The 19523-nt window shown below is 68.5% G+C and carries 21 protein-coding genes and 3 pseudogenes; 11 read left to right on the top strand and 13 right to left on the bottom strand.

Annotated features, from left to right (window positions below):
• Positions 1 to 321: 321 nt before the first annotated feature.
• Positions 322 to 891: a TetR/AcrR family transcriptional regulator gene (locus tag OG622_RS46570; protein ID WP_371583184.1), complete on the bottom strand. Its 570-nt coding sequence runs from the start codon at positions 889 to 891 to the stop codon at positions 322 to 324.
• 393 nt (positions 892 to 1284) lie between these two features.
• On the opposite strand from OG622_RS46570, the gene OG622_RS46565 reads away from it, so the two are divergent.
• Complete coding sequence (locus tag OG622_RS46565; protein ID WP_371583182.1) at positions 1285 to 2118, top strand: PIG-L family deacetylase; 834 nt, start codon at positions 1285 to 1287, stop codon at positions 2116 to 2118.
• Positions 2119 to 2309: 191 nt separating this feature from the next.
• Positions 2310 to 2411: pseudogene (locus OG622_RS46560) on the top strand (type 1 glutamine amidotransferase domain-containing protein); the annotation flags it as partial.
• Between the two features lie 162 nt (positions 2412 to 2573).
• Here the strand turns inward: OG622_RS46560 and OG622_RS46555 are convergent.
• From OG622_RS46555 to OG622_RS46515, 9 genes are all read right to left on the bottom strand, one after another.
• Entirely contained in the window at positions 2574 to 3719 is a 1146-nt protein-coding gene (locus tag OG622_RS46555) for an L-dopachrome tautomerase-related protein (protein ID WP_371583180.1), read from the bottom strand.
• Between the two features lie 299 nt (positions 3720 to 4018).
• Complete coding sequence (locus OG622_RS46550; protein ID WP_371583178.1) at positions 4019 to 4531, bottom strand: nuclear transport factor 2 family protein; 513 nt, start codon at positions 4529 to 4531, stop codon at positions 4019 to 4021.
• Between the two features lie 48 nt (positions 4532 to 4579).
• The gene (locus tag OG622_RS46545; protein ID WP_371583177.1) at positions 4580 to 5392 is read right to left on the bottom strand and encodes an oxidoreductase; all 813 of its coding nucleotides are present in this window, start codon (positions 5390 to 5392) and stop codon (positions 4580 to 4582) included.
• A 239-nt stretch (positions 5393 to 5631) separates the two neighbouring features.
• A complete protein-coding gene (locus tag OG622_RS46540; RefSeq protein ID WP_371583175.1) occupies positions 5632 to 5823 on the bottom strand; it encodes a hypothetical protein in 192 nt (63 codons plus the stop codon).
• 524 nt (positions 5824 to 6347) lie between these two features.
• Positions 6348 to 7451: an alcohol dehydrogenase catalytic domain-containing protein gene (locus OG622_RS46535; protein WP_371583174.1), complete on the bottom strand. Its 1104-nt coding sequence runs from the start codon at positions 7449 to 7451 to the stop codon at positions 6348 to 6350.
• Positions 7451 to 8440: a hypothetical protein gene (locus OG622_RS46530; RefSeq protein ID WP_371583172.1), complete on the bottom strand. Its 990-nt coding sequence runs from the start codon at positions 8438 to 8440 to the stop codon at positions 7451 to 7453. The genes OG622_RS46535 and OG622_RS46530 overlap by 1 nt, the downstream gene beginning before the upstream one ends.
• 96 nt (positions 8441 to 8536) lie before the next feature.
• Positions 8537 to 9280, bottom strand: coding sequence for a hypothetical protein (locus tag OG622_RS46525; protein WP_371583171.1), 744 nt, complete (start codon positions 9278 to 9280; stop codon positions 8537 to 8539).
• A gap of 95 nt (positions 9281 to 9375) precedes the next feature.
• Positions 9376 to 9495, bottom strand: a complete 120-nt coding sequence (locus OG622_RS46520; protein WP_371583169.1) for a fumarylacetoacetate hydrolase family protein — start codon at positions 9493 to 9495, stop codon at positions 9376 to 9378.
• Positions 9492 to 9614, bottom strand: coding sequence for a hypothetical protein (locus OG622_RS46515; protein ID WP_371583167.1), 123 nt, complete (start codon positions 9612 to 9614; stop codon positions 9492 to 9494). The genes OG622_RS46520 and OG622_RS46515 overlap by 4 nt, the downstream gene beginning before the upstream one ends.
• 347 nt (positions 9615 to 9961) lie before the next feature.
• On the opposite strand from OG622_RS46515, the pseudogene OG622_RS46510 reads away from it, so the two are divergent.
• Positions 9962 to 10183 (top strand): annotated as a pseudogene (locus OG622_RS46510) (FAD-dependent monooxygenase); the annotation flags it as partial.
• A gap of 161 nt (positions 10184 to 10344) precedes the next feature.
• Positions 10345 to 10980, top strand: a pseudogene (locus tag OG622_RS46505) (FAD-dependent monooxygenase); the annotation flags it as partial.
• 139 nt (positions 10981 to 11119) lie between these two features.
• Here OG622_RS46505 and OG622_RS46500 read toward each other — a convergent pair.
• Complete coding sequence (locus tag OG622_RS46500) at positions 11120 to 11701, bottom strand: TetR/AcrR family transcriptional regulator (RefSeq protein ID WP_371583166.1); 582 nt, start codon at positions 11699 to 11701, stop codon at positions 11120 to 11122.
• 84 nt (positions 11702 to 11785) lie between these two features.
• Here OG622_RS46500 and OG622_RS46495 point away from each other — a divergent pair, with 84 nt between their 5' ends.
• Entirely contained in the window at positions 11786 to 12379 is a 594-nt protein-coding gene (locus OG622_RS46495; protein WP_371583165.1) for a TetR/AcrR family transcriptional regulator, read from the top strand.
• A 217-nt stretch (positions 12380 to 12596) separates the two neighbouring features.
• On the opposite strand, the gene OG622_RS46490 is transcribed toward OG622_RS46495, so the two are convergent.
• Positions 12597 to 13448 (bottom strand): aldo/keto reductase, encoded by an 852-nt coding sequence (locus tag OG622_RS46490; protein ID WP_371583163.1) that lies wholly within the window; start codon positions 13446 to 13448, stop codon positions 12597 to 12599.
• Positions 13449 to 13520: 72 nt separating this feature from the next.
• Between OG622_RS46490 and OG622_RS46485 the strand changes: the two genes are divergently transcribed.
• The 5 genes from OG622_RS46485 to OG622_RS46465 all read left to right on the top strand — a co-directional run bounded on the left by OG622_RS46485 (position 13521) and on the right by OG622_RS46465 (position 17150).
• On the top strand, positions 13521 to 14192 hold the full coding sequence (locus tag OG622_RS46485) for a DNA-binding response regulator (RefSeq protein WP_371583161.1): 672 nt from the start codon (positions 13521 to 13523) through the stop codon (positions 14190 to 14192).
• Positions 14193 to 14545: 353 nt separating this feature from the next.
• A complete protein-coding gene (locus tag OG622_RS46480; RefSeq protein WP_371583159.1) occupies positions 14546 to 15109 on the top strand; it encodes a MarR family winged helix-turn-helix transcriptional regulator in 564 nt (187 codons plus the stop codon).
• 275 nt (positions 15110 to 15384) lie between these two features.
• Complete coding sequence (locus OG622_RS46475) at positions 15385 to 15924, top strand: heme-binding protein (RefSeq protein ID WP_371583157.1); 540 nt, start codon at positions 15385 to 15387, stop codon at positions 15922 to 15924.
• 321 nt (positions 15925 to 16245) lie between these two features.
• Positions 16246 to 16776, top strand: coding sequence for a hypothetical protein (locus OG622_RS46470; RefSeq protein ID WP_371583155.1), 531 nt, complete (start codon positions 16246 to 16248; stop codon positions 16774 to 16776).
• Positions 16777 to 16967: 191 nt separating this feature from the next.
• Positions 16968 to 17150 carry a hypothetical protein gene (locus OG622_RS46465; protein WP_371583153.1) on the top strand — a complete coding sequence of 61 codons (183 nt, stop codon included), beginning with the start codon at positions 16968 to 16970 and terminating at the stop codon, positions 17148 to 17150.
• A 410-nt stretch (positions 17151 to 17560) separates the two neighbouring features.
• On the opposite strand, the gene OG622_RS46460 is transcribed toward OG622_RS46465, so the two are convergent.
• Entirely contained in the window at positions 17561 to 18496 is a 936-nt protein-coding gene (locus tag OG622_RS46460; RefSeq protein ID WP_371583152.1) for an AraC family transcriptional regulator, read from the bottom strand.
• A 123-nt stretch (positions 18497 to 18619) separates the two neighbouring features.
• Here OG622_RS46460 and OG622_RS46455 point away from each other — a divergent pair, with 123 nt between their 5' ends.
• The gene (locus OG622_RS46455; RefSeq protein WP_371583150.1) at positions 18620 to 19429 is read left to right on the top strand and encodes an alpha/beta fold hydrolase; all 810 of its coding nucleotides are present in this window, start codon (positions 18620 to 18622) and stop codon (positions 19427 to 19429) included.
• Positions 19430 to 19523 lie beyond the last annotated feature (94 nt).

Genomic DNA, 19523 nt, shown 5'->3' with positions numbered 1-19523 from the left:
GACCTCAGGCAGGGTTCAGCGGAGTGAGCAGAGTGACTGGAGGGGTGGCGCGCCATACGGCTCGGCGTCGCCGCGGCGCGCCCGGCCGGTGCCCCCTTGCGGACCGGCCTGGGGTCGGCGAACAAGGGCGGCCGGCGGCGCGCGGCGCAAGGTCACGAGCTTCCTGCCTGCGGCATGCTCGGTAACACCCTTACGGCCACCGGCCTTTCCCCCGACGGCCGGGAAGCAGGGGCGTGAAGCCGTGGGCGCCGCCGCGGCTGCCGAGGCAGGCATCAGCACGGAAGAGCGCTTCGGTCGCCGCCCGCTCGAAGACGGGGCGCGTCAGCGCGTATCTGCCGCATCGAGCAGGGCGGCCACGGTCGGTGCGATGAGCCCGGTCAGGTCGTCGGCCTGGATTCCAGCGCGGGCGTTGGCGCCGTCGAAGACCAGGATGAGCTGGCGGGCCAGCAGGTCGGGATCGCTCGCGCCACCCTGTTCGGCCTCGGAACGGAAAAAGGCCGTCAGGTTAGCCTTGATCTGATGGGCCACCCGGCTCGCGGGGTGGTTCCGATCCTTGAGCTCGATCTGCACAGCCAGGTACCGGCAGCCTCGGAACTCGGGCGCACCTGCCTGCGATTGCACCCGCTCGAAGACGTGCAGGATCCGCTCGCGGGGTGAGCGGCCATCGTCCGCCGGCGGCAGGAGACCGGCCACGAAGCCTGCGGCGCGCTCCCCCAGGCTCGCCGCCAGCAGTTCGTCCTTGCTTTCGAACAGCTGGTACATGGAGCGCTTCGACACCCCCGCCGCCTTGCACAGCGCCTCGACGCCGATGCCGACACCGTCTCGGTAGGTGAGTGTGGCCGCCGCGTCCAGCAGCCGCTCTCTGGGACTTGGCTTCACTTCGGTGCTCATACCATGAGGTTAACTCGAATCGGGCGAAATTGAAACCGATCGGTTTCCAGGGAGTGTCGGACAGATGCCCGGGGTCGCGCCGGGACTCCGACCGATAAAATCGGTCGGATTCAGGCTCACCGTAAACCGATCAGTTTTCAAACTCCGAGTCGAGGCGCCACCCCATGTCCCAGCAGCGCAGAAATCCACATGCCGACGCCTGAAGCGGTCTCTCCGGCCTGGGTCCGGCCTGAAATGATCAGTTCTGAGATGATCAGCTGAAGGACGGCAGCGGGTGAAGCCAGGGTGGTCGGATCCTGGGGGCACCGGACGGACTTGGCGGGCTGCGCGCGGTCACGTTCCGCTGTGCCGCAGACTGGCACCGATCACTTGACCGACCAGGGGATGGATTTCATGGCTGACCGGCCTTTGACGCTGATGGCAGTGCACGCCCACCCGGACGACGAGGCCACGGGAACGGGGGGTGTCCTGAGGCGCTATGCGGCGGAGGGCATCCGCACCGTGCTCGTCACGTGCACCGACGGAAGCTGCGGTGACGGTCCGGGGGGTGCCAAGCCGGGCGACCCCGGGCATGATCCGGCGGCCGTTGCCGAGATGCGTCGAGGCGAGCTCGAAGCGAGCTGTGATGTCCTGGGGGTCGACCATCTTGAACTGCTCGGGTACGCCGACTCCGGGATGATGGGCTGGCCGGCCAACACCGCGCCCGGATCGTTCTGGAGTACGCCCGTGGATGAGGCAGCCTCCCGGCTGGCCGAGCTGATGCTGCGTTACCAGCCTGATGTCGTCGTGACCTACGACGAGAACGGGTTCTACGGCCACCCCGATCACATCCAGGCGAACCGGATCACAGCAGCAGCGCTGTCACTCACCGGGATGGCGTCGAAGGTGTACTGGACGACGGCACCGCGCTCGACGATGAAGCAGTTCGGCGAGATCATGCGCGAGTTCGGCGCGGACTGGGAGGAGCCCGATCCGTCCGAGGCCGGAGCGGGGCCCGAAATCGGCCTGCCCGACGAGGAGATCACCACGTGGGTGGACACCACCGAGTTCGGCAGCCAGAAGTTCGACGCGCTGGCCGCGCATGCCAGCCAGGGGGAGAACATCTTCTTCCTGCGGATGGGCAAGGAGAGGTTCACTCAGCTCATGGGCGTGGAGACGTTCGTCCGGGTCCACGACACCACCGGCGCGCCCCTGCCCGAGAACGACCTCTTCGCCGGCCTACGTTGAGCTCCGCCCGGCGGCCGTCCCTCGGACACACGGAGAACCGCAGCCCGCACACGCTGCGCCCCGAGCCGGGTCTCCCAGGAGGACGGCTCCTGGCCGCACCCCGGCAAGGTCACCGACGTCTTCGAGAGGCTCGCCGCCGCCTCCGGTCTCCCGCCCGTCCGGCTGTCCACCTCCGGCACGGCGCGGCCTCAGACCCGTGGGCGCCGCACATCGAGGTCGACCGCGACGTCGACACCGGCCAGAACCCCGCCTCGTCCGGCCCTCTTGCCACCGAACTGCTCGAGAAGCCCTGAGACCCGATCCGCCCAAGCGCACGCGCCGTCGAGCTGTACGAACGACGAGGGCTCGGCCGACGTCGACCGCATCGCCGCGCACTTGACCGGCAAGCCCTGCCCCGACCAGGTCCGCGCCCGGGGCAGGGCGCGGGTCGAGGTCGAGGTCGAGGTCCACCGAGGTCAAACGAGCCTGACCGGTCCGGCGTCGATCGGCAGGCGGACCAGGAGGTAGGGCTTGCGGCGCAGGTCCTGACCCTCGTGGAAGGGCGACAGTCGGTTGAGCTGGTTGGCGATGGCGTACAGGTGCCGGTCCGAGGCGACGGACAGGGTGTCGACCCAGAGCAGGTCGGCCCCTTGGGCGAGGGTCCGGTAGGTGCCGTTAGGGCTCCTGCGCCAGAGGGCGTTGTGTTCCAGGTCGCCGCCGTACAGCCGCCCCTTGTCGTCGCTCTCCAGGCCGTCGGCCATCGGTTTGAACCCGAGGTCCTCGACCGTCGCCGCCACCTCGGCGTCCGTGGCGTCCGGGTCGGCGAGGGCGTCGATGGACACGCTGTGCAGCCGGCGACTGGACAGCGGGCAGTAGTAGAGGCGCGTGCCGTCTGCGCTGAGAGCGATGCCGTCGGAGCCGGTCTCGTAGTGCGTGGGCTCGCCGCCCGCGGGGCGGACCATGAAGGGCTCGCCCTCGATGATGGGAAGGAACCGCTTGTCCGCGAGCGCCGAGGGGTGCCCGGTCAGCCGCCGCCAGGAGCGGCCCGTGGCGAGGTCGACCACGATGACGCCGTTGGAGCCGCCCGAGTCGGTGATGAACGCCGTGCCCTCGGCGCCGCGCCGCAGGTCGAAGCGCACGTCGTTGGGGTAGCTGTTCGCCGGCACCACCTCGGGCGGGAAGAGGATCTTCCGTACGATGCGGTCGGTGTGCAGGTCGACGGCCACGAGCTTGGGGCCGCCGTAGGAGGACCCGGCGAACAGCGGGCTTCCGGTGTCGAGGATCCACAACCGGTCGGCCGGGTCGACGACGACGCTCTGCACCGACTGGAAGTGCCCGGCCAGGTCGGAGGCGTCCTGGCGGTTCACCTCGGCGTCGGGGTAGGCCACCGGCTTCCCGCCCCGCAGTTCGGCGACGGTGAAGGGGACGTCGTCGCCCCAGCGGGGAAAATTGACGAAGACCCGGCCGCGGCGCGAGACGGTGACACCCGTGGGCATCGCGCCCCAGAAGCGGGCAACGACCTCGTAGTGTCCGGCTGTTGGACCGGAGGCGTAGGCGGGCCCGGCGAGTTGGGTGGCCGCCAGCGACGCGGTGGTCGCTGTAAGGAACGTACGTCGTTTCATGCGAGCGTCTCCTGCTGGATCAAGTCGCCGGAGTGCGCGGCAAGTTGCCGCATCACCTCGGCGCGTGGGGGGATCGGCCGGATGCTGCCGCGGCCGGTGGAGGCCGCCGCCTTCAGCGGCCGCTCTCGGGGAGTCGGCTTCGCCCGTGTGGTCAGGGCGAGCCGAAGTGCACCCGGACGGCAGGTGCCTCGTGCGTTCCTGCGACCTGAAGTTGTCCGCCGAGGACATCGCCTGCGGCTGCCGCCAACTCCTGGAAGGGGAACGGGGTCAAACGGCCGGTGGACCTGGTGCTCTCAGGTCTACCGGGCTGCCGGCCGGGTCTTCGCGACCATGCTGCGGTCCCCCGAGGAGACCATCGCGTGTATGGGCATGGTGCTGACGCTCATGAGCGCCGCGAGTCCCCGGCGGCCCTGCTGGCGAGCGAGCGCGGGACCCATGAGGTGCATCAGGGCGGTGAGGGTCGGCATCGGACGCCCGAAGAGCGTGATCTCCTTGATGCGTGCCTCGTCGTCGAGCCGCAGCAACTGCACCTCCTCGAACGACTGGGACCCCACCCGCGCCCGGTAGACCAGGGCGTACGTATCGCCCTCGCCGGTCTGGGTGTGGTACCGGACGTCCTTGACCGCCGCGAACGCCACGGTCAGGAAGTCACGCAGCTGGTCAGATCCCTCGAAGCGGAACTGGTCGGTGAGCGGCGAGCTGAGCACGACGTCCCGGCTCAGGCACGCGACCGCGGCGTCGACGTCACCGCGTTCCTCGGCGGCGCGCCAGCTCGCGACGGTAGCGGCGGCGGAGTGCGGGGGCTCGGACATGGGTCTCTCCCGGTGTCAACGGCGCGTGGGGTTTGCGGGTGGTGAGGGTCAGCCGGTCAGCTTGTTCATGCTGCGGATCTGCTTGTCCAGGACCCAGGCGGGAACGAAGCGGAGGAGGCGTGCGCGTCCGGCCATGGGGCCGGCGGCGTAGCGCAGTTTCGGCTTGGTGTCGGTTGCTGCCGTGACGATCGTCTTGGCGACCACGGTGGGGTCGTCGCCGTCCTTGATCGCCTGTGTCATCAGGTGGTCGAAGACGTGCCGCTGGTCCGCGTAGGTCTGCAGGGGCGTGTCGGGCTTCGCGCTGTTGGCCTCGAATCCGGTCCTGGTGTAGGCGGGTTCGACGAGGAGTGAGCGGACGCCGTACTGCCGGACCTCGTGGTCCAGGGACTGGGAGTAGCCCTCGATCGCGTGCTTGGACGCGCCGTAGACGGCCATGTAGGGGGCGGGGATGAACCCTTGCACTGACGAGAGGTTGATGATGCGCCCGCGTCCCTGGGCACGCATGTGCGGCAGGACCTCCTTCACCATGCGCATGACCCCGAAGACGTTGATGTCGAAGACGCCCTGGGCCTGCGCGAGGGAGGTTTCCTCGGCCGCGCCGATCGAGCCGATGCCGGCGTTGTTGACCAGGACGTCGATCCGCCCGAACCGGTCGATCACCTGCTGGACCACGGTGGTGACCGACTTGTCACCGACCACGTCGAGGTCGAAGAACGTCACACCGCCGAGCGGGGTGACGCGTGAGGTGTCGCGGCCTGTGCCGGCCACCTCGAAACCCGCCGCGACCAGCGCGAGCGCGGTTTCCTTCCCGATGCCGGATGACGCGCCCGTCACCAGGGCCACCGGCCGATTTGTCGTCATCATGCACTCCCGAACCCATCCGGGGAAACCGATCGGTTTCCGCTCGCCCTCACTGTAAACCGATCGGTTTCCGCGCACAAGCTCAAGCAGCAATCCGATCCAGGGCACACGTCACCGGCTGCCTCCAGGTCGAGCTGACCGGCGCCGCCGACATGACGGCACCAGCCTCCGCTCTCATGCAGGGACTCGGCGTCTCCCCTCCGCCCGGGGAGAAACCCACCCGACCGCGTCAGGACCGCTCAGCCTCGGGCTGCGAACACGGTGGCCGCTTGTTCGAAGGAAGCAGGGTGGCGGCCGAGCAGCATCCGCAGGACGTTGCTGTTGCCGCGCAGGCCGTGCCGGTCATGGACCTGCCACATGGCGCGCATGTCCGAGGCCCGGGACGCAGAGTCGGCCACTCCCGGCGGGAGCGGTGCGTCCGCCCGGTCCACCGTCCTCGCCTCTGGATCCACTCCTCGCGCACGCCCGGCGAAGCGCACTGCCTCGGCCAATGTGAGGGCGGGTTCCGCGAGTTCGTAGGTCGCCGAGTCGTGCCCTTTGCTCGGAAAGCATTTTGACGCAGGCTTCCCCGAGGTCACGCGAGTCGATGAACGAGAACTCGTTGTCGACGTCGAACCCTTCGGGTGGGACGTCGGCGGGATCATGAACACGGGGTCCGTGTTCTTCAGCGCCTGACGGACGGCGTCCGGCTCCTCCAGGTCGGCCTCGACGATGTCGTCCACGCCCAGGGCAGCCACTCGTTTCCGTCCTGACGGGCCGTGCAGCACGGCCCGGGGCCAGGAATGGAGCTCGCAGCGCGGACTCCAGCACATCCGTACGACAGAGCTCTGCCGCCCCGATCATCGCGATCAGGGGCGGCTCCTGGCTGCGTACGGCTTCTGATTCGAACGCTTTCCGGCTTCCTCTCGCTGTTCCGAGGTGACTCCGCGCAGCCGTGACGCGCTCGTACGTCGGGTCAGGGGTTGATCACGGTCATCCACATCGGGTCGTCGGCACGTTGATCTGTGGCGTCCATGGCCTTGAGCGCTTCGGTGAGCGGAAACCGATGGGTGATGAGCTCGTCGACGGTGAGGGTGCCCGTCTCGAGCAGACGCAGGACATCCGTCGTGTCCTGGCGGGTGCACGCGCGAGTGGTGACGAAGCGCCAGCAATGCATCATCAGGGCGATGGGGGGCAGCGACAGCGGGGTGGAGTTGGCGCCCATGTGCACGACTGTCCCGCCGGTGGCCATGCCGGCCATGGTCTGGCTGAGGCCGGGACCCTCCGGGATGAAGTCGATGACGGCATGGGCTCCCTCGGGTGCCAGCTCGCGCAGCCGACGGGTGAGAGTACCGTCGGTCGACCAGTTCTCAGGAAGTTCGTCGAATGCGACGACACTGGCCGGTACGCCGCCGGCGAGCCCGGCGACGCGGTGGAGACGCTCGGTGTCGCGGCCGACGAGGATCAGACGGGCGACTCCGAAGTGCTCCGCGAGTTTGACCGTCGCGGTTCCCATGGTGCCGGTCGCGGCGGTGACCACGAGGGTGGCCCGTTCCGGAAGGTCGGCGCACTTGAGTGCGCGCACGGCGTTGGCCAGATCCTGGACCTTGGCCGCGACGTCGAAGCCGACGGAGTCGGGCAGGGAATCGATCAGCCAGTGCGGGACACGGACGTACTCCGCGAGTCCGCCGTCGTGGTACTGCTCGTACAGGGGCATCGGAGCATTGCCGAAGGCGGCGTGGCCGAGCATGGCCTGCTGGGCGCACATCATGTCCCGGTCGGTACGGCAGTAGTCGCACTCACGGCAGTTCAGCAGGGGGTGGACCCGCACCCGGTCGCCGACCGCGCGGCCCGCGACGTCGCGGCCGACGGCGGAGACGACGCCTGCGGCCTCGTGGCCGAGGGTGGTGGGCAGGTGCTTGATCGCCCCCATCTGGAGCAGGCGCATGATGCCCGGCGCCAGGCCGGCGGAGGCGACCTTCACGACCACGTCGAGCGGACCTGGCTCGGGGACGGGTATCTCGTCCAGGGCGAGTGCTACGGCGCCCTGGTGCGCTCTCAGGGCAAGCATCGTGGCCATCAGCGGACCTCCACGGTGAGGCTCAAGAGTCGTTCGGGGGTGCAGGAATTCGCCGAACGCGCGGTCTCGGCGACCTGGCGCAGTTCCTGGTGCGAGAGGAGACTGACGTAGTCACCGGGCTCGGTCACCACGCTGGCGTGGGAGATGCCGAGCGGGATGCGCACGAAGTCGCCCGGCTCGAGGTCGAGGATGCCGCGCTGGGTGATCAGCGTGCGGTGACCGTGGGCCTGGTACTGGATCTCGTCGGCGTCGAGGGTGCGCCGGTAGCGGCGCTGTCCGCCAGGGGTGGTGGTGACCATGCCGAGGCGGATGCGATCGGTCGTGTACAGCCAGGTGACGTCCTGACCGGGATCGGCCCGCAGCACCGCCATCCGCCGGTCCTCGTGGTGCACCTGCTCCAGCAGGAGTTGTTCGTCGACCCCGAAGACGGTGACGTCGTGGCCGGCTGCGGCCATGCACTGAGTGATCGCCTCGTTGGCCTCGCCGGGCTGCCAGCCGGGAAAGGGCGGGAACACGGCCCCGGACTCCCGCTGGGCCGGCGCCAACTCGGTAACCGGCGCGGGAATGTAGAACAGCAGGTGGCTGTCCTCACGGCCGTAGTTGTCGTGGGCGACGCCGCGCGGGATACGGGAGAACTCACCTGGCCCGAACTCGATCACACCGAGCTCGGACATCAGCGTCCGCTCGCCGCCGATCTGGTAGGAGATCTCGTCGACGTCGCAGTTGCGGTGGTAGAACGGCTGCCGGCCGTCGAGTTTCTGCCACTCGACACGGATCTCGTCGTTCTCGTAGACATCGCGCGGCCGGGCGAATGCCTCCGGCTCGTACTGCTGCGGGTAGTGCACCACGGTCAGCGGCGGGTGCTCCCCCCACAGCTTGACGGGCACCTTCGGGGCATGCGGCGGTGCCAGCAGCAGCTGCTCATCGCGGATGATACTGCGCAACGGATGGTCGGAACCCAAGACCATGACGTCTTCAACGACGCTCACGGGGACCTCCTTGTCCTTGGGTGAATGAGAGGATCGACTCGGGTGGCGCGGAGGGAATATGTGCCGCAGCCTGGTGCCTGAAGCCCGCGGCAGTGCTCACCTCTTTCGGCCCCAGTACATCTCGATGCCCTTCCATTCCATCAGCTGAGGGCTGTCGACCTTGTCCCCGAACGCCTCGCGGATCTGCTCTCCGGAGTAGTAGGGGATGTCGTCCGCGGGGACGTGCCCGAAGAGTTTGTCGAACCACTGCCGAAGGTGGACGTCGGAGTCGATACGGGAGTAGAACGTCGCTCCCTTCAAGACCGCTTCGGCCAGCACGATGCGTCGGCCGGCCTTCATCACCCGCAGCAGGTCCGCGGCCGTCTCGTGCCAGTCGTCACAGTGCTGTGTCGCCTGCAGCACGGCGACACAGTCGTATGCCTCGTCGTCCACCGAGTCCGTGTACGACCAGCGCCAGCAGCCAACCTGGCCGTTCCGGCCGGGAATCTTGCCCAGGACGGCGTTTCGTCCGTCCTTGATGATCTCCACGGTGTCGATGACGCCCTCCGGTCCCACCAGGGCCCGCATGTCCTCGACCCACCCGGCGGGAGCGATGCCCTCACCGATGAGCAGAACCCGGTCTCCGGCACGGAGTTCGAGGAGACCGTAGACGATTTCGGAGATCGGCCGGGCCAGCTCCTGCCAGATGTACGGCAGGCCACCGGCGATGGCCATGGCCATTTCCCATTTCACCCGCTGGGTGATGTCGTGGATCTCCGGACCGAAACGCTCCTCGTCCCACGGCTGGATGTACCCCCACGGGTCTCCGCCGCCGAAGCTGTTCTTGGCTTCTGTACTCATGTCGTCATGTCCTCCGTAGCCTGCCGGAATCGTGTGGTGAGGGCGCCGTTCCTCCGGCTGGAACGGCGCCCCGACGCGCCGACGCGCCCGGTCCATCAGGCGCAGGTGTTGACCAGGGCGCCGATGCCTTCGATCTCGATGCGCACCTCGGTGCCGGACCGCAGGAAGAGTCCCTGCCTGTGGCCGACGCCGGCCGGGGTTCCGGTGCTGATCACGTCGCCGGGAAGTTGGGGCAGGAGATCTCGGTCCTGAGCACCAGCTCGGAGAGCTGCAGCGCGACGGCTTTCGTCCCGTCGGCGCCTGTCCCGGCCTCGGGCTGAGGTGTAGTCATCATCGTGAGGGCCTCCTTGCCCGGCGAACGCTGAGGTGCAGCGGCCCTGAGGTGCGGCGCGTGATGTGCCACTTGCCGCCGGTACGGCGGAATTGGCTGGTGGTGATGTCTTGCCGGTGTCCGACAACCGGGGCCAGACAGCGGCTCCCGGCATCGTCCTGATCAGCGGGAGTCGCCATGACGATCCCTACCTCTTGAACACGGGATGAGCGTAACACCGCACGTGATCCGTCAAAAGTCTTGTGTTTTTCCAGGTCTTCCATGCAACGGCGTACATATGCGATTCTGACCCCGGTTCAAGAGTTGGGGCTACGAGCGGTCCGACCCTTGCTCAGGAAGGCAGATTTCCCATGTCCGACCAGCACGAGAGAGCCCGATCTCCGCGCGTCCTGGTCGTGGGTGCGGGGCCTGTGGCCCTCACCCTCGCGACCGAGTTGGGGTGGCGTGGTGTACCGGTCACCGTGATCGATCAGGGCGACGGCCGCGTGCCCTTTCCAGCAGGCGAGGCGATCTTTTCGCGCACCATGGAACACCTGCGCCGCTGGGGTTGCGCGGAAGAGGCACGCACGGAGTCGGCACCGCCCCCGGACTACCCGCACCGCACGGTGTTCGCCACCTCCGCCACGGGGCGTGTCCTCACCGACTTCGACTACGGGGTCGCCAACCGGTCTTCGGGCGTGTCCACCTCGCTGACGCCGGAGGGTCCCGCGTTTCCGTCCAAGTTTTCCTGGCCGTGGTGCGCGACGTGGCGAGCGGTGCCACCGAGACGCTGGCCGGCACGTACCTGGTGGCCTGCGACGGAGGCCACAGCGGCATACGTCGGGCGCTCGGCATCGAGTTCGAGGACATGTTCGCCCAGGGTCACAACTTCGCTGTGCACTTCCGTGCGCCGCAACTGCTGGACCTGCTGCGGGAGAAGCTGGGCGGCCCGGCGGTGCAGATCCACACCCTGTCGTCGGCGCGCAGACCGTACATCACGGTGGTCAACGGCGTGGAAGAGTGGCGGCTCTCGGTCTACCTGGACGAGGAGCCCGACCCCGATGACGCGGTCGCCTGGGTGCACGAAGCCGTCGGGGCACCCATCGACCCGGAGCCGCCCGACGAACCGGACGGGTACGTACCGTCGACGTGGCCCGGCTGCCGCGCACCGCACGTCTGGCTGCCCGACGGCAGCTCGGTTCTCGACCACTTCGGCCGCGGGTTCACTCTCGTGGTCTCGGGTTCCGCGGACCCGCCGCCTCTTGTGAAGGCCGCACGCCGATGTGGTGTGCCGTTGACGGTGCTGCGCCTCGTCGACCCGGCCGCCACGAAGCTGTACGAGCGGCCGTTGGTGCTCGTCCGCCCGGACGGTCACGTCGGCTGGCGGGGCCGGCAGGCTCCTGCGGATCCCGTCGCCGTGCTCGACGTGTTGCGCGGGGCGACGGTCCCGCCTCCGGACGCGAAAGCGGCCGGTGCGGCGCGGGCGGTATCAGCGGGAGTCGGAACTCATCTCGTCCGAGGTACCGCGCTCAGCGCTCCCGTCCCTTGGCCCCTGACCTGGCCAGGACGGACTCCATCAGGAAACGGAGCATCTCGTGCGCCGGTCTGTTCCGGTCGTTGGGCACGTTCGCCCCTTCGAACACGGCGACCGCGACATCGCGGACGAGCGCAGCATCGATGCCACGGGCCTGATCGAGGCCGCGCTCGGTCATGAGCTCGTCGACCAGTCCCACGATCCAGTTCAGGAAGGTGTCGTGGGCCTCGCGAACTGCCACCGAACAGGGAAGCCGGTCGTGCATGGCCTGGTGCAGCGGCCGGTACAAGCGCATGTCGGACAGCCCTCGCACCAGCCGGCTCAGTGGGTCGGCACCGGCGTGCTCCTCGTTCAGGATGCGGATCTCGCGACTGAGCATGCGGTCCATGACGGCGGCGAAGATGTGGTCCTTGGAGTCGAAATACCAGTAGACGTTGCCCCGGGCCACGCCGGCGGCGGAACTGATGTCCGCCATCGTGGTCTTGACGTAGCCCTTCGCCAGAAAGAGCTCGGTGGCCGCGGCCAGCAGATCACCCGTGCGCTCCTCCCGGGGGATCTGTTGGCGGTTCCGCGGCATGCCGATTCCTCCCATGAGTTCACCACATCTCACGTGAGTGTAGACACCTGGCAGGCCGCGCCCTGCTCAGGAGGAAGGAGTGCTGTGCCCACCGAGCCCTGGCAGGGAGTCCCCGCAGATACTGTGCCGAGGAAGAGGCGGCTCGCCGCGCGCGACGCACGTGCCGCGGAACTGCTCGCCGCCGCGACGGAACTGTTCCTGACACGCAGCTATGCCGGCACGAAAATGGCGGACATCAGCGCGGCAGCAGGTGTCGCCCGAGGCAATGTCTACCGGTACTACTCGTCGAAGGACGACATATTCGCCGCGGTGATGGACCGGATGCTCAGCCGCGAGATGCAGACGCTGGACAGTGAACTCCGTGACCGCGATCCGCTGACCGCGCTGACCCGGAGCCTCGCCGACATGCGTACGTCCCGCTCGCTGCATCGGGCGTTGCACGAGCGACTGGACCACTCATCGGCCGTGCGGGAGACCCACGAGCGTTTTCTGCGCTGGATGCGGTCGATGGTGTACGAGGTGCTCGACCGGCACCCGCAGCCTGTGGACAGGGAGATGATCGCGGATCTGGCCGTCGCCTTGTTCGAAGGCGCGAACGCGCCCCGGTCGCCTCAGCGCCCCGCCCACGAGCTGATCCGGTTCCTGCTGGAAGGAGTCATCGCGCGGGCGGGCGCCTGAGGTGGGTCCTTATGTGCTCACGGAAATGGTTTCGGCACCAGGACGATCTTTCCGGTGGTGCGGCCGACCATACTCTCGCGATGGGCTGCGGCGGCGTCGAGCAACGGGTAGGGCGTCATGCAACAGGTAGGTGGCCGCGATCAGGATGCGCAGTTGTCCTGCATCACGACGATGCTCGTGACGGTTCTCCTTGAGGCCTTTCGACAGCCCTCGGATGTCAGGAGAGGTCGGCGAGGTCTTCTTCGCTGAGGGTGATCCCGGCGACGGCCATGTTGTCCTCCAAGTGCGAGAGGGAGCCCGTGCCAGGGATGGCCAGGGTCACCGGGGAGGAGGCCAGCAGCCAGGCCAGGCCGATCTGCGACACGGTGACGCCGTGCCGGGCCGCGACCTTGGCCAGTCGCTCGTCGTCGAGTTCCCTGCCGCCACCCATCGGGAAGAAGGGCACGAACGCGATGTCGGCCTCCTCACAGACGGCCAGCAGCTCCGTGTCGTCGCGCTTGGCGGCGTTGAACTGGTTCTGCACTGCCACGACCGGTGCGATCGCGCGGGCCTCCGCGAGATGGGCGGTGTCGACGTTGCTGATGCCGAGATGACGGATCAGGCCCTCCTCCCGCAGCGCGGCGAGCGCCTCGAAACGCTCGGCGATCGACTCGCCGTGCGGGGGTTCCAGCCGACCGACGCGCAGGTAGACCAGATCGAGTCGGTCCACGCCCAGGCCATCGAGGTTGGTCTCCACCAAGCCGCGCAGGTCGGCGGGGGTGGCGGGCTGGCGGAAGCCGTCGGGGCGGGCGATGGGGCCCACCTTGGTGGCGATGACCAGGTCGGACGGGTAGGGACGGAGGGCCTCGCGGATCAGTGTGTTCGCGCGCACCGCACCACCGGCGCTGACGTAGAAGTCGGCGGTGTCGAGGAGGTTGACGCCCAGCTCGACGGCGCGGCGCAGTACGGCATGGCCGGTCTCGGGGTCGCGGGCCGGCCCACCCATGCCCTCCTTGGACGGGAGGCGCATGGTACCGAAGCCGAGCCGGTTCACGGCCAGGTCGCCGCCGAGGCGGAATTCATTGCTCATGGGTCCAGCCTGCACGGCGCGCAACCTGCTGACGAGGCTGTGGCACCTTGCTGCCAGAGGCACAATGAACGCATGCCACAGCACATGGCCCTCAAAGGTGATCTTGAGCTCCGCGCGCGGATCAAGCCCTTGGTGGAGTTGTTCGACGCGGAATGGGTCAGCGCCGCACGCGACCTCGACACCTGGCCCAACGCCCGCGAGGCCGCCCGTCTGCGGATACGACGTGACGGAGCACGTCAGGCCCGCAAGTTGTACAGTCCCGCCGTGCTCGCCGACGAGCGCGACCGGGAGGTACTGCGCGAGATGGCCGCCCACGGCATGCAGGTACGGATCACCGCCACCCCGTTGCCCCAGGGAACGGTCTTCATCGACCGGCGAACCATGTTCCTCACCGACCCCGATCCCGCGCCCTCGTCCGCTCCCGGTCCCCGGCACCGTACGTACACGATGAGCGCCGAACCCGCCCTGGTCAGCGGGGTGTTCGCACTGTTCGAAGCCGCGTGGGAGTCGGCCACCGACCTGGCGGCCTTCTTCGACGCCGACCGGCCCCGGATCGACGCGCAAGCCCGCGAGGTGCTGTACGCACTGGGCTCCGGAATGACCGACGTGACCGCCGCACGCCAACTGGGCATGTCACTGCGGACCTACCGCCGCAGAGTCGCCGAACTCCTTGTCGCCCTGGGCGCGGACTCACGCTTCCAGGCCGGAATGCGTGCGGGCGAGTTGGGCCTGACCCGCGGCTGACAGACCTTCGACCGGGCCGAAGCGAGTCGGGCGTCGAGGTTCGGGTCGTAGCGGTGGAGGTCCCGCCTGACCGCGAGCCAGCGCTGCCTTGGGCCCGGCGTCCTCCGGTGTCCGGTCCGGCGACCGATCACCATCGCCAGGCCGACAGCATGCCCGGCGCCTTCCACATCCGTGTGCTGATGGCCGCCGGGGTGGTGCCACCAGCCGACCCGGTTGCAGGAACCGCTCGGAGGGGAAGCTCACCCCTGATCATCGCCGGCGCCAGGTACTTCTCCGTGGCCGTTGCCTTGACCGCATCGTCGGTCGCTTCGCGGGGAAGGTCATCCATCCTCCCTCGCGCATAGAATCTGCTCATGGTCAAGAACCGCCCTGTGAAGCGGACCCGCAGCGCACCCGCCGGCGAACACAGCCCCGGCGCGCAAGCCGAGCCGGCAGGGGGCAGCGAGGCCGCGGAGCCGATCCGGTGGCTGAACGAGGAGGAACTCCACGCCTGGATGGCCCTGGCCGGCATGGTCGCCAAGCTGCCGGCGGCACTGGATCGACAGCTCCAGCGCGACGCCGGGCTCACGCACTTCGAGTACCAGGTCCTCGTAGGACTGTCTCGGGCCCCCGAGCGCACCCTTCGCATGAGCGAGCTGGCCAACTTCACCGGGGGTCAACTGCCGCGTCTGTCGCAGGTCGCGACCCGCATGGAACGACGCGGCTGGCTCACCCGCCGCCCCGACCCCACCGACGGCCGTTACACCCTGGCCTCCCTGACCGACGCAGGGACGGCGAAGCTCGAGGTCAGCGCCCCGGGCCACGTCGCCGCGGTCCGCGGCCTCATCTTCGACAGCCTCTCCCCCACGCAGGTGCGTCAGATGGCCCAGATCGCGAGGCGCATCGCGCAGGCGGCGGGCAGCGACGAGTTCCGCTGATCCTGAGGCCGTGACATCCCGGTTCAGGCGCGAGACATGCACTTCACGCATGAAGTGAATTACTTCGAAGGATCAGTTGCGCCATGAAGTGACGCCCCTATATAACTTCATGCATGAAGTGATCGGGAGAGCGTGGCGCCCCCCACGCCATCGCCGCCGTCGGACCAGGCATCCATGGGCGCGGGCAACAACCCCGCCCGTCGACGCGGGCAGGACGCCCAAGAACGACCCCGAGATCCGTAAGAGCCTTCCGTACAGAGACGTAGGAGCAAGCCATGACAGAGGAATCCGTCAACACCCTGGCCACAAGACGCGGAATGCTCGGAATAGCGGGGGCGGTAGCGGGCGGACTTGCGGTCAGCCAGATGGCTGCCGGCAGCGCCTCGGCCGCCACCGGCAGCGGTGGATCGATCGCGACGCGGACGATCAGCCTGGCCCAGGCTCAGCGGCTCGCCGAGGCCGCCGTCCGCTACGTGCGGGACCACCCCAAGCTTCCTCCCATGTATGTGGTGGTCGTCGACTCCGCCGGCGAAGCCAAGGCGTCCCTTCGCATGGACAACAACAGCTCGGCAGCTGCCGAGTTGGTACCGCACAAAGCACACACCGCGCGCACCTTCCGGACCGCCACCGCCGACCTGGCCTCCAACATCAAGGACCCGGGCCAGATCGCCTCACTCGTCGCCGCCGGCGGTAGCCTGCTGGCCGGCGGTCGACCGATCTTCGAGAACAGTCAGTTCATCGGCGCCCTCGCCGTCGGCGGAGGCACCCCGGCCCAGGACGACGAGGTAGCCCGCGCCGCGCTGAGCGCACTCTGACTCTCGTCCGCCCATCGCCGGGCGGTGGTCGGGAGACCTGGAAGCGCTCCGCAGCCGGCCCCAGGGGCCAGTCGTCCTCGACTGCACAGCGCGCCAAGCGGAGGCGTCCGGTCTCAGGCAGGGGTGCTGACTGAAAACCACGAGGGTCTTCCGGTTCGGTGTAGACGTAGCAATCCACACCGAACCGGAGACCCTCACCTGTTCAAGATCCCTCAGTCGATCCCCGGCTCACCCGGCCACGACCTCCCCGGACGGAACACCTGGAGACGAGCAGTCCCGAACGTGGGGTTCCCAGACGGAGGCGGTGTCCAACGTCCAGTTGTGACAACCGAGTTAGACACCGTCTCGACGGCACTGCACGTCCACATCGACGACCGCTCGAAGACCTCGCGGTGGCGTGGTCGGCCACCCCGGCTGACGGACGCGCAACTGGTCACCCTGACCGTGGCCCAGGCCATGCTGGGCTTCCACTGCGAGGCTCGCCGGCTGCGCTTCGCCCATACCCACCTGCACGGACTGCTCCCCCACCTGCCCCAGCGGCCTGCCTACAACAAGCGTCTGCGGGCCGCGTTGGGCTTGGCCAAGCGGGCCATCCGGTCCTCGGCGGCGGACACCGGCCTGTGGCTGGACCCGCTGTGGATCGTGGACTCCACGCCGGTCGAATACGCCCGATCGCATGAGACCGTCAAACCCTCCGACCTGGCCGGCTGGGCGAACTACGGCTATTGCCGTTCCCACTCGCGCTTCTACTGGGGCCTGAAGCTGAACCTGGTGTGCACCCCGGCCGGTCTGCCGGTCGCCCGGGCTCTGGCCGCCCCGAGATCGACGAGCGGCAGGTGCTGGCCGCCCTGATCGACCATGAACCGCACCTGGCATCCGCCCGGCGGGCTTGCTCATCCGCCCGGCGGGCTTGCTCATCCTGGCCGACAAGGGCTACATCGCCACCGAACCCGACCGCTTCCTCGCCGCCCGCAGCATCAGCCTGCTGCGACCCTTCACCGCAACCGCGGCACCCCACACCCCGCCGAGCCCCGCTCAAGGCGGTGCGGCAGCTGATCGAATCGGTCAACGACACCAATCGGCCGACCCTGCCGCATCTGATCGTCCAGGCGCCGGGCGAGCCGGTCGGCGAGGACCTGCGGCGCATCGCCGCGACCGGTGAAGCCTCCACCCGCTTCAGCTCGCTGCGGGTCGCGGCTTCACCCACAAGACCATGCAACGTTTGAGTACATCACGCTCCAAGGCCAGCTCCTTGTTGTCCTTCTTCAGCTGCGCGTTCTCCCGCCGCAGCCGTGCGAGCTCCTCGTTTTCACCAGCAGCTCGCGAGGGTCGGCCTTGGGCGGGTAGGGCGCCCAGCGCTGCCGTAGGGGCACGGGTAAAGCTCGCCGTCGTCCACGCGCCACAGGGTGATCACGTCCGGGTTGTGCGGGTCGCGCACGGCGTCTGGTCGACCGGTGATCACGACAAGGCGACCTACGGATTCATCGCCTTGGAGGGCATCGAACGCTCGGCATCCGACCCGGAGTTCGCGTGTGGCGGTGTGGCCTCGACGCTGCAGCCAGTGGCTGGTTGACCTTCGCGAGCCGGAGGCCCGCCACCCGTGGTCCGCCAAGTCACTGACCACGCCGCCCGCTGCTCATCGGCCCCGGGCGTCCTGCGGGGTCACCCCGAACCGTGCCTTGAAAGATACTCCGAAGGCACTCAGCGAGCGGAAGCCGCTTGCGTGTGCGATGTCGGCGATCGTTCGGCCGGCTGGGGCCTCGCGGAGCAGTCGGCGCGCCATGTCGAGCCGCGTTGCGCGCAGCAGCCCGGCCGCCGACGTGCCGCTGCGCTGGAGGGCGAGCTGGACTTGTCGAAGCGACCAGCCAAGGGCCCGCGCGATCGCGGCCGGGTCCAGTTCGGGGTTGGCGGCGTGCCGGCGGACGTAGTCACGGACGGCGGCGTCCACGGCTGCCAGCGTGTCGGGCAGCTCGGGCCGGGGACGCAGGCACAGTGCCAGCAACTCGATGATGGTGTCGGACACCGAGGTGAACGCGGTCCCGTCCACCGCCCGGCGCTGCGCCCCGAGTTGAGCGATCATGTTGCCGACCACAGACCCCAGGCCTTGTCCGAAGTCGAGCAGCACGCAGCCGGTGCCCTCGACCTGAGGGAGAGCTCCTGCGGGCAGGTTCATCACCCACGCCCGCGCCCGCCCGCTGTGCACGAGATCGAACGGACGGGCCTTCGTCACCAACCCGGCCTGTCCCGGCCTGATCCGCCTGCTGACTCCGTCCTGGCTCAGCTCCAGCGTGCCGACAGCCGGCACGAGCAGCCGCACACTCTCGTCACCGTCGCTGCGGACGTCCTTGGGTGACCGCGCGTAGACGATGCCGTCGGACCAGAAGTCGATCAGCTGGTGCCCGCCGTAGCGCTGCAGAATCGTGCCACCCTGGAACGTGGCCGGAGCGGCGAAGCGGAAGGTCAGGGTGCCGTGGTTTCGGCAGACGTGCTCGGCCCAGAAGTCCGCGGGCTCGCCCGCCGACAGCACGGCGGTGTCCGTCTTCTCCACGAGATATGTTTCGGCAAGCGACATGACAGCTCCGCCCGGCGTGCGCGTTTCCGTGCGTGCAGTGCGCGAATCAGGGGGAACGGGCACCAAGCACGCGCCTACGGTCAGGGCAGTGTAGCGATCCGCGCCGCACACCAGGGAGGTCTCATGCGCAGCGCCGCCGTGAACGGCACGACACTTGCCTACATCGACGAGGGGCCCCGCGAAGGTACCCCGATCGTATTCAGTCACTCTCTGTTCTTCGACCACAGTATGTTCGACGGCCACCTGGCCCATTTCACGCGTGAGGGTTTCCGGGTCATCGCCTACGACCACCGCAACCAGGGCGGCAGCGCCCCCGCCGCACGCGGGGAACTGGACATGGACACCCTCACCGAGGACGCCGCGGCGTTGATCGAGCACCTCGGACTGGGAAAGTGCCACTTCGTGGGCAATTCGCTGGGCGGGTTCATCGCCCTCCGGCTGGCCGCGCGCCGTCCTGACCTCCTGCTGTCGGTCACCACGCTCGGCGCGTCGGCGGAGGAGGAACACCAACTGGCGCAGTTCGCCCCACTGGCCGACCACTTGACCGCCCACGGGGCGGAGCAGATCGTCGACACGTTGATGCACATCATGTTCGGTGACACCAGCCTCGCGACGCGGCCCGAGCTGTGCGCACCATGGCGAGAGTTCATGGCGCGACTGGGGCCAACGATCGGCGACAGCGCCTACGGTGTCATCCACCGCTCCCGCATGGTCGAGGAGCTCGCCGGCTGCCAAGTGCCTGTACTGGCCATCGCCGGCAGCGAGGACCACGCCTACCCCCAGCCGATTTCGGGTGTGAACATCGCCGCCGCCACCGGCGGCACCGAGGTGACCGTCGAGGGCGCCGGCCACTCGGTCGCCGTGGAGCAGACCGACGTCGTAGCCGAACACCTCGCGCGGCACTTCGCTGGATCAAGTGTCTCTCTGAGCTGATCCGTCGGGGCACCGTCCCCTTTGTCGGACACCAGGTCAGGAACTGAGCCACCGTGGCCACCGTGCTGGTTCACAACCTGGTCCGCCATCTGTC

Origin of the sequence: Streptomyces sp. NBC_01314 (assembly GCF_041435215.1) — a bacterium.
In the GTDB taxonomy this organism is placed as follows: Bacteria; Actinomycetota; Actinomycetes; order Streptomycetales; family Streptomycetaceae; genus Streptomyces.
Note: the sequence above shows the minus strand (reverse complement) of the source record. Positions and strands in the feature narration are given on the sequence as shown.